Source organism: Glaciecola siphonariae, assembly GCF_042652645.1.
Classification (GTDB): Bacteria; Pseudomonadota; Gammaproteobacteria; order Enterobacterales; family Alteromonadaceae; genus Glaciecola; species Glaciecola siphonariae.
The window spans coordinates 724333-738435 of record NZ_JBHSGU010000002.1 but is presented as its reverse complement, the minus strand read 5'-3'; the positions used below and the strand labels follow the sequence as shown (position 1 = coordinate 738435).

Genomic DNA, 14103 nt, shown 5'->3' with positions numbered 1-14103 from the left:
TATCAGGAATTGAATACCGAAAAATCCGAAATGTACACGCTGCTGTGTCAGCAAGCGAAAGCGATAATTGACGGCGAATTTGACCAAATTGCAAATTTCGCAAATATCAGTGCACTTTTATTCAATCAGCTCGAAAACGTCAATTGGGCTGGTTTTTACATATACAAAGATAACGAGCTTGTGCTGGGTCCCTTTCAAGGTCAGGTTGCCTGTATCCGCATTCCCATGGGTAAGGGCGTATGCGGGACTGCCGCGGCAAGCCTGCAGACACAACTTGTTGATGACGTTCATGAATTTGCAGGACATATCGCATGCGATGCAGCATCGAATTCAGAAATTGTTATTCCTATCGTAATTAATAAAGCTTTAGTGGGCGTACTGGATATTGACAGCCCGTTAGTGGCAAGGTTTGACGAGCAAGATAAAAAGGGCTTGGAGGCGCTTGTTGCCCTAGTCGTTAAACATTACGAGGGGCAACCATGAAGCATTTGGTCGACATTCATATGGTGTTGTGCACCAGTGAGGATATGGACGATTTTCATGACGACCCTGAGTTGGCGAGCGAAAAATTAAATATGGCTTTGCATATGGTGTATGACAAAGCAGACGAAGATATTGCCACAGGTAAGCTAGAGGAATTGCTAGCAAATACGTGGGAATATTGGCATCAGGATAAATATTTAGTCGATATTGAGGTTGACGATTTGCTTGATTGGGTGGATCATCTCTACAATACTTGGAATAATGCCGAATAAATGGCGATATACACTCACATATAAGACGATTTGATGGAACAACAAAAATTAACGAACGTGAAAGAAACCTTGGCGTTTCTAGCTGAGCGATTTCCTAAATGCTTCGTTTTGGACGCAAAAGTTCAGCCACTTAAAATAGGTATATTTCAAGACTTGGCGCAGGAGCTCGATACCACAGAACTCGTTAGTAAACGCCTTTTACGCATGTCTTTGCGTCACTACACCAGCGGATGGAAATATTTAGCCTCGGTGAAAGAAGGGGTAGCTCGTATCGATTTAAACGGCGAAGCGGGTGATACAGTCGAGGCGGAGCACGCTCAGCATGCTCAAGAGCAGCTACAGCTTAGTAAGCAAAAAGCGGCCGAGATCAGAGAAAAGCAAAAGCCACCGCGCAAAGCACCACCGCGCAAAGCCGCCAGAGCCAAAGTGCCCGAACGCAACAAAAAGCCCGGCGCGGCGACTCAAGCGCGCAAACCTAAGCCAGTATCCGAACCAAAAATGAAAGTTGCCCCTATCCAAGCAGACGGCTTGAAGGTTGGTTTAAAGGTATCTGTAAAGGTAGGGCAACAGCCTATGCCGGCTACTGTTACCGAAGTTGGAAAGGATGGCGTGTTTGTGCAACTAAACTCAGGGATGACAGTCAAAGTGCAACAACAACAGCTAAGAGCGTTAGTTGATTAGCAACAAACAGACTATTGATAAGGTGTCATTCATGCAGAAAAGTCTTATGCAGAACAGCCAAATAAAGAAGACATGCAAAGCAGCGAGTATATTAGCTACGTCTGTTGCGGTTTCTGTGGTTTTGGCGTTCAACGCTTCGCAAGCAAAGGTCACAAGCGAAAAGGTTATTATTCCAACCTTAGAGCAAGAGAAGCAGCATTCCATTTCTGCTAAACGCATATCTGACCTCTTTACCCGAGCACATTACAAAAAAATCGAAATTAACGATGAGTTATCGGAAAAAGTATTTGAACGTTACTTAGACTCTCTCGACAGCAGTAAGCATTTCTTTCTTGCCTCTGATGTTAATGCTTTCAATGACTACCGAGACAAATTTGATGAAGCTATACGCATAGGTGATTTAAAAATTGCCTATGACATGTATAAACGCAATTTAGAGCGCCGTCAGGAAAGGTTTCAGTATGCGCAAACGCTGCTTAACGAGCCTTTTGACTTTACGAAAAAAGACGATAAGTTTTTTTACGACAGAGAAGATGCGTCTTGGCCGGCGAATGAAGCAGAATTAAACGAGTTGTGGCGTCAGCGAGTGAAATACGACGCTCTCAACTTGAAACTGGCGGACAAAACGTGGGAAGAAACCCAAGAATTGTTGCGCAAGCGCTACGAGCGCGCTGAAAAACGTTTAACACAAACCAAAAGCGAAGACGTGTTCCAAGCAGTGATGAATTCCTTTGCACGCAGCATCGAGGCGCACACAAGTTATCTCTCGCCGCAGCGTACTGAGCGCTTTCAAATGGATATGAACTTATCGTTTGAGGGCATCGGTGCGGTACTTCGAATAGAAGAAGACCATACTACTATTATGAGTGTGGTAGCCGGTGGACCAGCCGATAAATCGGGCGTTATTAAGCCGGAAGATAAAATCATTGGCGTTGCCCAAGAAGACGAAGATGCTTACACCGACGTAGTGGGTTGGCGATTAGACGAAGTGGTAGAGTTAATTAAAGGTCCGAAAGGAAGTCAGGTTAAGTTACAGGTACAAAAAGGCGGTACAAGTACTAAAAATGTGGTTGAGGTCGCAATCACGCGTGACAAAATTAAGCTAGAGGATCGCGCTGCAAAATCAGAGATAATTGAGCCGACTACAGGCGAGAATGCCGGTAAGAAAATTGGCGTGATTGAAATTCCCTCGTTCTACCATAAGCTCCATACTGACGTTGTGAAGCTGCTCGACGAATTAAAAGCGCAAAACATCGAGGGCTTAATTGTTGATTTACGCGGAAACGGTGGCGGTTCTTTGCCTGAAGCAGTTGCTTTAAGCGGTCTGTTTATCGACAAAGGCCCGGTAGTTCAAATCAGGCATGAAAGCGGTCATATTGAAGTGAACCGCGATAAAGACGGTATGGTGAGTTACGACGGTCCATTAACCGTGTTGGTAGACCGTTTTAGCGCCTCAGCCAGTGAAATTTTTGCAGCCGCCATGCAGGATTTTAACCGAGCGATTATTATTGGCGAACAAACTTTTGGTAAAGGTACTGTGCAGCAGCATCGCTCTTTGAGCAGAGTATATGACTTTTTCGAAAATAAGTTAGGTGCTGTGCAATTTACCATGGCGAAATTCTACCGCATTAGTGGTGGTAGTACCCAGCATAAGGGCGTTTTACCTGATATTTTGTATCCTTCTGCAGTAGACCCTCAAGAGTGGGGCGAGAGCAGAGAAGAAAATGCGCTGCCATGGGATAGCATTAAAAAGGCTAATTACACGCAATTACCCGCGAGCGGCAATACGATTGATGTTCTTGCAGCTAAACATGCCGCAAGAACAATGAAAGACCCTGAATTTCAGTATATTTTTAAAGACATCGAAGAATACAATATCAACAAAGATAAAAACTACATCTCATTGGTTGAGGCAGAACGAATTGCCGAAAAAGAAGAAAACGAAGCGAAGCAGTTAGCACGGACTAATGAGCGCTTAATGCGTTTAGGCCTGCCAAAAATAGAATCATTGGAAGATGATTTACCTGAAGAAATCGAAAAAATTGACCCGTTCTTAACAGAGGCGGCAAACATTACATTTGATATGATTGCAACAGGTAGCTACGCGTTTAATACCCGTACATAAAATACTCGGTGCGCCAAAGACGCCGAGAATAATAATAAAAAGAGGTAGTTATGGCAGCAAGAGGCCTGTTTTCATCGCGGCTCGGGTTTGTACTGGCGGCAGCTGGGTCAGCAGTTGGCTTAGGTAATATCTGGGGTTTTCCGACCAAAGTAGCGGAAAACGGCGGCGCGGCATTTGTGGCTATGTATCTATGCATGGCCTTTTTGTTGGCCTATCCTGTACTGATGGCAGAGCTAATTATAGGGCGTGCTAAACGCGCCAATATGATTGATGCTCTTCGCAGCATATCTGGCAATAACATCGGCGCTGCAGTAGGCAGCGTTGGTGCAGTTACCGTTATTCTTATTCTCGCCTTTTACAGCATCGTTGCTGGCTGGATGATTTCTCATTTAATTGATTCTGTATTCAGCATTGCCGCATTTGAGTCTCCCTGGCTCACCGACAGTTCAATTTCAAGAAATATAATTTTTATGGCAATCTTTTTGGTATTCACTTGCTTTGTCGTGATTGGCGGCGTTAGCAACGGAATTGAAAGATGGTCAGTACGTTTGATGCCCACCTTACTTGTGTTAATAATCGCGCTTATTGTTTATGTGAGCACGCAGTCAGGTGCGATGGACGGATGGCGCGCGTTTTTGATTCCCGATATTCAGCGCGCTCTGGAGCCCGGCCTGCTCATTGATGCAATGGGGCAAGCGTTTTTCTCTATGTCGCTTGGCGTAGGGACGATGTTAGTCTATGGCTCTTATGTGCAAAAAAATGAAAATTTACCCAAGCTCGGCGCCTCCGTTGCCTTGGTTGACATCGGGGTAGCGATTTTGGCGGGCATGTTAATCATTCCTGCGATGTATGTTGCCTTGCATAATGGCGTGGAAATTTTCTCAGAGGGTAAATTAATTGAAGGGCCAACGCTTATTTTTCAAGTGCTTCCGTCATTGTTTGACACCATGGGCTATGTTGGCACGCTCATAGGCACTGCATTTTTTGCATTAATGGTCATCGCAGCATTAACGTCTTCTATTTCTATGCTTGAGGTTCCTGTGGCCTTTTTGGTTGATAATAAAGGCATGCATCGACGAAAAGCGACAATTCTATTGAGCACCTTCGTGTTTGTGCTCAGCACTATTATTGTGCTTAACTTTGATGCGCTGTTTGGCCTTGTCATATCTCTCACTACCGAATATAGCCAGCCTTTACTTGGATTAGTCTTATGTATTTTTGCTGGATGGATATGGCGTCGCAATGAGATTCTTGCAGAATTAAAGCAAGGTAATGATCAGGTTGAAAATACCTTGTTTTGGAAAATCTGGCCGTGGTACGTTAAATTTGTGTGCCCAGTAGTGATTGCTGCCATGTTCTATCGCTCTGTGCTTTAGGGAATACCTAATTTAACTACGGATATATTATGAATCAGCCTAACACCATTAAAGACCCCAGTTTACTCGATGCGCTTATTCCTATTGTAACGCTGATTATTTTAATGGGCAGTGCTGTCTATTTATTTGGGGATGCGTCGTCTTATGGTCCAAATCAGATAGCACTTCTTGTTGGTATGTTTCTCGCCGCCATTGTTGGTTTAAAAAACGGGCACACGTGGAAGTCAATAGAAGAGGGGATTGTTAAAGGGATTTCGATGTCTTTGGGTGCGTGTCTTATTTTACTCGCAGTAGGCTCCCTCATTGGTACTTGGATGCTGTCGGGTACGGTTCCAACGCTGATATATTATGGTCTTTCAATGCTCAACCCCACTTTTTTCTATGCCGCGTCAGCGCTTATTTGTGCGATTGTTGCGATGAGTATCGGCAGCTCTTGGACAACCGCTGCCACCATTGGTGTCGCCTTGATTGGTGTTGCCACCGGCATGGAAATGAGCTTAGCGATTACCGCTGGGGCGATTGTGTCGGGCGCATATTTCGGCGATAAACTCTCGCCCTTATCAGAAACCACGAATCTAGCGCCCGCCATCGCCGGTACCGACCTGTTTGAACATATAAAATATATGCTCTGGACAACGGTACCAAGCTTCTGCATTGCGTTGATTCTGTTTTCAATTTTAGGATTTCAAGAAGACACCGGTGCGGTCAGCGGTCGTATAGAGCAAATGCAAATATTGCTTAATCAAGAGTTTAATATTGCGTGGTATAACTTAGTGCCCTTAGTCGTGTTGCTGGCTCTCGCCATCAATAAAATGCCAGCCTTTCCAGCGGTGTCTATTGGTGCGCTCGTTGGCGGTATTTGGGCATTACTATTTCAAAACGATGTTGTCAGCGGCATGCTCACGAGTGAATTTCATGATTCGATTACCAGTTTAATGGTGGTGTGGACAGCAATGTTTGACGGCGTTGTTTTTACTACGCCCGACGATAATCTTAATTCTTTGCTGTCTCGCGGTGGCATGTCGAGCATGCTAAACACTATATGGTTAATCATTTGTGCCATGTCGTTTGGAGCCGTTCTTGAGCGCATTGGCTTGCTCAAAGCAATTGTGTCTGCAGCGCTAAAAGGCGCTACGTCAGCCGGAGACATGGTCTCGCGCACCATTTTAACCTGTATTGGTACAAACCTTGTTACTGCAGATCAATATATCAGCATTGTAATGCCGGGGCGCATGTATAAAGAAGAATTCGAAAAACGCGGCTTACATCAACTTAATCTTTCCAGAAGTTTGGAAGATGGCGGCACCATTACGTCACCATTGATCCCATGGAATACCTGTGGTGCCTATATGCAAAGCGTTTTGGGCGTTCATCCATTTACGTATATATTCTATGCCTTCTTTAACCTGATCAATCCAATTTTAGCGGTGATTTATGCGTACTTTGGTATTAAGATATTACGCCTTGAACCACCGAAAGTTGAGCTTCGTCATCCAGAGTCACGCGCGTAATTTTGTTCCTAGTGTGAGAAATGCCTAGCGTCGCCGCGGACTCCGTTTAAATGTATTCTCTTACCTAGTAGGAATTATCTATGTCATCGATTTTAGTTGCTAAACGCAGAGACGATTATCGTCCCAGTGATTTCTTTATTGATACAGTAGATATCAGCTTTATTCTATCTCCAGAAAATACTGAAGTATGCAATATCATGGAGGTAACGCGTAACATCTCTGGCTGCGATATATTAAAGCTTGATGGTGAGCAGCTTAACTTCGTTTCATTAATGATCAATGGCCGCCTCGCGAAAGAAAACATCGACTATACACTTCATGAAAACGGTCTAGATATCAACTTAGATGTAGACCATGCGACACTCGAAATTAAAAACACGATTTCCCCCATAAACAATACCTCATTAGAAGGTTTGTATTATGTCAGTGGTGCATATTGTACGCAGTGTGAAGCAGAGGGCTTTCGTAAAATAACTTACTTTCTTGATAGACCCGACGTGCTGTCAAAATATCGCGTCACGATTATCTGTGACAGGCCAGAACTAACCTACCTGCTCAGCAACGGGAATAAACTCGAAGATACACTCCTTGAAGACGGCAGACGAAAAGTTGTATGGGAAGACCCGCATCGCAAACCCGCATATTTGTTTGCTCTCGTGGCCGGGCATTTTGACCGCTTAGAAGATAGTTTTACAACCAGTGAGGGACGCGAGGTCCTTCTTGAAGTATTTGTTGACTCGGGCCGCTTACATCAAGCTGGGCATGCGATGAGTTCGCTAAAAAAAGCAATGAAATGGGACGAAGATACCTTTGGTCTAGCCTATGACCTAGACCGCTACATGATTGTCGCAGTTGACTTTTTTAATATGGGAGCGATGGAAAACAAAGGCCTGAATGTGTTTAATTCAAAATTCGTTTTGGCTGAGCCGAAAAGTGCTACCGATGAAGACTATTTCAATATTGAATCCATAATTGCCCACGAATACTTTCACAATTGGACGGGCAATAGAGTTACCTGTCGAGATTGGTTTCAACTGAGTTTAAAAGAAGGGCTCACCGTTTTTCGCGATCAGCGGTTTTCTGAGGATATGAGCAGCGCATTGGGCTGCCGGATTAAGCAAGTTAAAGTGATGCGCGAGCATCAGTTTGCTGAAGACGCAGGTCCTATGAGTCATCCCATTCGCCCTGATGAAGTGCTTGAAATGAATAATTTTTATACGGTTACCGTGTATGACAAGGGAGCCGAGGTTATTCGAATGCTACATACATTGCTCACGCCCGCAGGATTTAGGCGCGGAATGGATTTGTATTTTGCTCGGCACGATGGACAAGCTGTAACCTGCGATGATTTTGTACAAGCGATGGAAGATGCGAATGATGCCAACCTTTCTCAGTTTAAATTATGGTACTCGCAGTCTGGCACGCCAGAGGTCAAATTGGCACTAGAGCAAAATCAATTACGACTGACACAGACGAATAAACCTACGCCAGACCAAGCAGTAAAACAAGCACTGTACATTCCAATTAAGCTTAGTATGCTGGATGAGAAAGGGCTTGAGCACACCGTGGATGAAGAGCACCTCGGCACCTTTGTATTGAGTCAAGAAGCAGCAACAATCAGTTTGCCAGAGCGTTTACAGCACGGCGTTCCTGTAATATTGACCGACTTCTCTGCACCCGTAAAAATAGACTATCAATATACACTAGATGAAATCTTGCATGTATTACGTTTTGCCCAAAGTCATTACGCGAAATGGGACGCCAGTCAAATGTTGTACAGCCGGTTGATTCGTTTAGCCTACGACAGCAACGAAGACAATGATAATGACAACAACAGTGACAACAACAATGACAACAACAAGTATAACGCTGGGCAGATTCAATCACTTACAAACCTTATAGAGTACTTAGAACAAGCAACGTTGCCAGACGATGTAGTGGCTCAGATACTTTGCATCCCAAGTTTTGAAACGCTTGCTATTGAGTATACACAACTCAATCCAAGTCGCTTACAGAGCGCTCATCAAGAGCTTACCTTGTTGCTTGCACGCACGGCTAAAGATTGCTGCGAGCGCAGGCTCAAAGAACAAAGGGTACTGCCGTATCGTTATGAACAGAGTGAAGTCAATCGCCGAACGCTTTTTGCAGTGTGTATCAGGCTCCATGTTCTTGCTTTATCTCAAGAAGGAAAGGGCAATGATTTACTGTCTGCGTATGCGCAAGCAGATAACATGACCGACAAACTCGCCTTGCTAAAGGCTGCTCAGCAGGCTGATATTAATGCATTTGATGCACTTATGATAGATTTTGAAGAGGAATTTGGTCACGATGCTGTGGTGATGGATAAGTGGTTTGCATTGCATGCTACTGCCCCGCGAGACGACATTTTGTCGCGCTTAGACTTATTGCAGGCGCACAGTCAGTATTCAGTCAAAAATCCTAACAAGGTCAGAGCGCTGATTGGCAGCTTCGCATTTTATAATACGCAAGGTTTTCATGCCGCTGACGGCAGTGGCTATAAATACGTAGTGGATTTTTTAATGAAACTCGACGCAATTAATCCGCAGGTAGCGTCCCGAATCATTACGCCACTTTTACAAATGAATCGTTATGAAAGCACCTACAAATCGCTTATCGAGTCGCAGTTAAGTCGTTTGTTTACGCAAAAAAACCTGAGTAAAGACTTGTTCGAAAAGCTCTCAAAAACCTTGGCGCAGAGCGCTTAATTCTGTGTTCGCTTTATATGAAAACATATACCTTTACACTCAATATGCCTTACGCCGAATGCCAAGACTTATATGCCGAACAAATAAGGTTTGTTATTGTGCGTGCCCATACTGGTGAAAAGCTACAGTTGCCAAAAGAAAATCTAAAACGCTTTCTTTTACCGAATGGTTTAGTGGGGCACTTCGAGCTCAAAGTAAACGCTCAAAATAAAATAATTTCTTTACAAAAATTGCACATTTTATAGGCAAAGGGTGATAAATAAGGGCTTTAATCGTTAACTGGTACGATTTGTTCTTGCGAATGATGTAAAATGATGTAATCATTTTGTTAATTGAACACTTATGTCTACACTAATCGTATAAACGATTGTATTGGAGAAGGTAACCGCATGATAAACAAGCCTAGTGCATATAAGAAGTCGACAATAGCAATAGGTGTTGCTGCTGTTTTGGCTGCTGCGCCCTATAGTGCAAGCGCTGCGAATTGGAACTTTGGCGACGTAGAGGTCACATTCGATTCTAACTTTACGCTTGCAACCAGCATCCGTGTTGAAGACCGTGACTTTAGCCAAATTGGTAACAGTAATCATCCTCAGTTTGATTGGTCAGGTTATAACGCAGCAACTAACGTTATTTATCCTAGCGCTGACGTGTGGGCATTGGCTGATGGTGGTTATTCTAGTAATGGCGACTTAGGAAATCTGAGCTTTGATCCTGGCTCTGCATTTTCTACACAGTTTGTGGGTTTGCATGAACTCGATGTTCGCTACGGTGACTTCGGCTTCTTTGCGCGTGGCTTTTATTTTTACGATTTTGAATTAATGGATAACGACCGTGACTGGGCAAATCCAATCACGGGTACAACGGTAGACCCATGTCGCGACCCTGAAGCGCGAGACGAGCTATGTCGAGACGCGCGTATGCTCGACTATTTTATTTATGCTGATTTTTACGCAGGCGATATGCCCGTTAGCTTGCGTTTAGGCGATCAAGTAGTGTCATGGGGTGAGAGCACTTTTATTCAGCACGGTATTAATACGACCAACCCTGTTGACGTGACGCGGGCGCTTGCGCCCGGCGCCGAGCTAAAAGAAGTATTTATTCCCGTGGGCATGGTGTACGGCTCGATAGGCTTAACCGACACAGTGAGTCTTGAAGGCTATTATCAGTATGAATACGAGCGTTCACTTTTACCGGTGGCTGGAAGCTACTTTGCCACAAATGACTTCGCAGGTGAGGGCGGTTCATTCAACTTGGTCCAATTAGGGTTTACTGGCAACCCAGATATTGACGCAGATACCTTGGTAACTCAGCTTAACGAAATAGGCAATGCTTTGAGAGCCGGTGCGGTTGACCCTGCTACTGCTGGTCAGCTCTATTTAGCTTATCCTACAAAAGTAGCTGTGCGAGCACCAAGCGATGCGGCGCATGATGAAGCGAGCGACTCTGGTCAATACGGCGTGAAGCTTGGGTGGTTTGCAGAAGACCTCAACGAAACAGAATTTGGGTTTTATCATATAAACTATCATTCGCAGCGTCCGTTAGTGTCAGGGAGAACGTCTGATTTTACTGCACAAAGTATCCAAAGCGATTTAAATACGCTTGCCACTACTTTGATTACTCGCGATAACCTTACCTCTTTAGGTGCATTTACAGAGTCACGTTTTGCTTATCCAGAAGACATCAAACTCTATGGCGTAAGCTTTAACACCAATGTGGGTGCCACAGCGTTAGCCGGTGAATTTGCTTACCGCGTAGATGAACCTCTGCAAATTGATGATGTAGAGCTACTGTATACGGCGATGCCTGAACAGCTTGCGAATGCGGGCTTACGTCCAGATTTAGCCGGTATTTCTCAGCTCAATAACATTGGTAGAGGCGTGGGGCCCGGTCAGACTGCCGAAGGTTTTTTATTGTCTGATACTTGGCAGGCACAAGCGACCGCGTCACATGTTTTTGGGCCCGCGTTCGGAACAGATAACTTTATTTTACTAGGCGAAGCAGGCTACGTGAATATTGTTGATTTTCCAGACCCAAATATTATTAGACTTAACGCCCCTGGTACTAACCGAACACCATCTTTAGAGCCGGTTCCGGGAACTGATAACAATCGCGAGGGTCTACATCAAGGTCTGTCTAACGGTCCAGAAACTAATCCTTTCGCATCTCAAAGTGCATGGGGCTATCGTTTACTGGCGGTTGCAGATTTCAATAACGTATTCTCTGGCGTGAATTTACGTGCTCGAGCGACGTTTTCGCACGATGTGAATGGCACAACTCCCGACCCGCTGTTTTTGTTTCTTGAAGATAGAAAATCAGCCAACGTGACATTTACATTTGATTATTTGAGCAGATGGTCGCTAAGTGCATCATACAACTCGTTCTGGGGTGGTATTGGCACGACTAACGCGCTGAGCGATAGAGACTTTGTTTCATTTAATATTAAATACGCAATTTAAGGACGTTAAAATGATAAAGAAATTCGGTGTAATTGCAGCGAGTATTGCAATAGCAGTTGCCAGTCATTCAGCGCTTGCAAAAGTATCTGAGGCTGAGGCCGCAAAACTTGGTGCAGAGCTAACGCCCTTAGGTGGAGAAAAAGCAGGAAATGCTGACGGAAGTATTCCTGCTTACACTGGCGGTATTACGACTATTCCGGCTGGCTTTGAGCCGGGCGGTTTTCATGTTGACCCATTTCCCGACGACAAACCATTATTTACTATCACCGCAGCAAACTATCAGGAATATGCCGATTTTTTAAGTGTTGGCCAGCGTGCTTTGTTTGAGACCTACCCAGACACTTATAAAATGCCTGTGTATCAAACACGTCGTACCGCCTCGAACCCACAAGAGGTTTACGATGCAACCAAAGCAAACGCAACGCGTGCTGAACTGCTAGAAGGCGGTAACGGGTTAAAAGGAGCCTCAATCGGTGTTCCATTCCCAATTCCACAAAATGGTTTAGAAGCGATATGGAATCATATTTTGCGTTATCGTGGACAAGCTGTGCAGCGATACGGCGGTCAGGCAGCGGTTACGGCCGGTGGTGATTATAACGTTATTGGTTTTGACGAAACGCTTATGATTAAGTACGCAGAGCCGGGTGTAACGCCAGAGGCATTGCTTGAAGAGAACATGCTGTTTAAATTTAAGCAGTCAGTAACCAATCCGGCTCGTTTAGCAGGGACTGCATTATTGGTGCACGAAACGCTTGACCAAATCAAAGAGCCTCGCCAAGCGTGGACTTACAACACAGGTCAACGTCGTGTTCGTCGTGCGCCAAACATCGCGTATGATGCACCTGGGACAGCGGCAGATGGCTTGCGTACCACAGATGATTTCGATATGTTTAATGGTTCACCAAACCGCTATGACTGGGAGTTAAAGGGCAAACAAGAGCTTTATATTGCCTATAATAACTACAAGCTTCACAGTGACAAAGTCAGTTATTCAGACATCCTGATGCCGGGCCACATTAACCCTGAGCTTACGCGCTTTCAGAAGCACCGCGTATGGGTAGTAGAAGCGACGCTTAAAGATGAGTTCCGCCATGTTTATGAAAAGCGCGTTTTCTACATAGACGAGGATAGCTGGCAGATTCATGTGGCTGACATGTATGATAATCGTGGTGAGTTATATCGTGTTGCGCTTGCGTATGGTGTAAACTACTATGACGTTCCGACGCATTGGTCTACCTTAGATGTATATCATGATTTGAACTCTCGCCGCTATTTAGCCGTAGGCTTAGATAACGAAGAGAGAATGTACGACTTTACTGTTCGCCCGAGTGACACTGATTTCACTCCTCAAGCGCTGCGGCGTGAAGGCAAGCGTTAATAAGTGACGGTTGGCTTTGCCAACCGTTTTTTTTTACGTAGATTGTATAGGATGTTTGTGATTAACAAGTTTGCAGTTTCTATATTATTAGTCAGTGGCCTGTGCGCTACTGCAAACGCAGAGCAGGCGTATCTCGCGCCGCTCGTTAAAGAATCGATGCTGCTAGACGTTGCCCATGCCGACAAAACTATCGTTGTGGGTGAGCGCGGCCACATACTTGTGGGTGATAGCGAGCAATTATCGCAAGTAAACGTGCCATCAACGGTTACCCTGACCGCGGTTGACGGAATAGGGAATACCTATTTGGCGGTGGGGCATGATGCCACTATTTTGCGTTCAAGTGATGCCGGCGCAAGCTGGGAAGAAGTTTTCAGTGCAGTCGAGCTCGACCGTCCTTTTTTAGATGTAATATTTTTAGACCAAAACGAAGCAATCGCTATCGGCGGTTATGGTTTATTTTATAGAAGCACAGACGCTGGTTTGAGCTGGACGCAAGAGCAGCAAGTATCGCTACTGTCGGATGATGATAACGAGTACCTTGAAAGTATTGCAGACGATCCTGAGTTTTTAGCCGAAGAGCTCAATTATATTTTTCCTCATTTTAACCGACTCAGCAAAGCGGGCGACACCTTATATCTTGTAGGCGAGGCGGGCTTAGTAGCCAAAAGCAGCGATCGCGGCAGGTCGTGGGAACGCTTCGATATTGATTATGCGGGCTCGTTTTTTGATGTTCAGCGCTTATCTACTGGTGCAGAGCTGGCGGTAGGTCTTCGTGGCAATATGTTCATTCAAAACGACGACCAGCAATGGTTATCACTCACCACATGTGTAACCACATCATTGAATTCAATTGTGAATACCGACGTAGGCCTATTTGTTGTGGGTAACAACGGCGTAGTGCTAGCACTTGAGCCTGAGGTATTGCTCAGTGAGCAATATCAAAGCCCTAACAGCGAAGGCTGTGCACGCCATGCAGGGTTAACGCAGGTCGATAGCGATATATCGTCTAGTATCAGTAATGCCTTTCTATCAGGCAACGTGCTCACCGCGGTGAGTGCAAATGGCCTTCAACCTGTCGAGTAAATATATTTT

Annotated in this window: 11 protein-coding genes; all 11 read left to right on the top strand. The window is 44.9% G+C overall.

All coding sequences use genetic code 11. The features are described from left to right. Nucleotides 1-30 precede the first annotated feature (30 nt). The 11 genes from ACFO4O_RS04820 (at nucleotide 31) to ACFO4O_RS04770 (ending at nucleotide 14094) form a co-directional block, all read left to right on the top strand. Nucleotides 31-483, top strand: a complete 453-nt coding sequence (locus tag ACFO4O_RS04820; RefSeq protein WP_382408233.1) for a GAF domain-containing protein — start codon at nucleotides 31-33, stop codon at nucleotides 481-483. Then, nucleotides 480-755: a hypothetical protein gene (locus tag ACFO4O_RS04815; RefSeq protein WP_382406223.1), complete on the top strand. Its 276-nt coding sequence runs from the start codon at nucleotides 480-482 to the stop codon at nucleotides 753-755. Before ACFO4O_RS04820 ends, ACFO4O_RS04815 begins: the two co-directional genes overlap by 4 nt. A gap of 33 nt (nucleotides 756-788) precedes the next feature. After that, nucleotides 789-1436 (top strand): RNA chaperone ProQ, encoded by a 648-nt coding sequence (gene proQ, locus ACFO4O_RS04810; protein ID WP_382406222.1) that lies wholly within the window; start codon nucleotides 789-791, stop codon nucleotides 1434-1436. Between the two features lie 46 nt (nucleotides 1437-1482). Beyond that, nucleotides 1483-3561: a carboxy terminal-processing peptidase gene (gene prc / locus ACFO4O_RS04805; RefSeq protein WP_382408231.1), complete on the top strand. Its 2079-nt coding sequence runs from the start codon at nucleotides 1483-1485 to the stop codon at nucleotides 3559-3561. Between the two features lie 50 nt (nucleotides 3562-3611). Then, a complete protein-coding gene (locus ACFO4O_RS04800) occupies nucleotides 3612-4937 on the top strand; it encodes a sodium-dependent transporter (protein WP_382406221.1) in 1326 nt (441 codons plus the stop codon). 29 nt (nucleotides 4938-4966) lie between these two features. Next, nucleotides 4967-6448: a Na+/H+ antiporter NhaC gene (gene nhaC / locus ACFO4O_RS04795; RefSeq protein ID WP_382406220.1), complete on the top strand. Its 1482-nt coding sequence runs from the start codon at nucleotides 4967-4969 to the stop codon at nucleotides 6446-6448. Nucleotides 6449-6528: 80 nt separating this feature from the next. After that, nucleotides 6529-9174 (top strand): aminopeptidase N, encoded by a 2646-nt coding sequence (gene pepN / locus ACFO4O_RS04790; protein ID WP_382406219.1) that lies wholly within the window; start codon nucleotides 6529-6531, stop codon nucleotides 9172-9174. A gap of 17 nt (nucleotides 9175-9191) precedes the next feature. After that, nucleotides 9192-9419: a DUF2835 family protein gene (locus ACFO4O_RS04785; protein ID WP_382406218.1), complete on the top strand. Its 228-nt coding sequence runs from the start codon at nucleotides 9192-9194 to the stop codon at nucleotides 9417-9419. A 144-nt stretch (nucleotides 9420-9563) separates the two neighbouring features. Next, a complete protein-coding gene (locus ACFO4O_RS04780; RefSeq protein ID WP_382406217.1) occupies nucleotides 9564-11633 on the top strand; it encodes a DUF1302 domain-containing protein in 2070 nt (689 codons plus the stop codon). Between the two features lie 10 nt (nucleotides 11634-11643). Continuing rightward, nucleotides 11644-13011 (top strand): DUF1329 domain-containing protein, encoded by a 1368-nt coding sequence (locus ACFO4O_RS04775; RefSeq protein WP_382406216.1) that lies wholly within the window; start codon nucleotides 11644-11646, stop codon nucleotides 13009-13011. 57 nt (nucleotides 13012-13068) lie between these two features. Further along, complete coding sequence (locus ACFO4O_RS04770) at nucleotides 13069-14094, top strand: sialidase (protein WP_382406215.1); 1026 nt, start codon at nucleotides 13069-13071, stop codon at nucleotides 14092-14094. Nucleotides 14095-14103 lie beyond the last annotated feature (9 nt).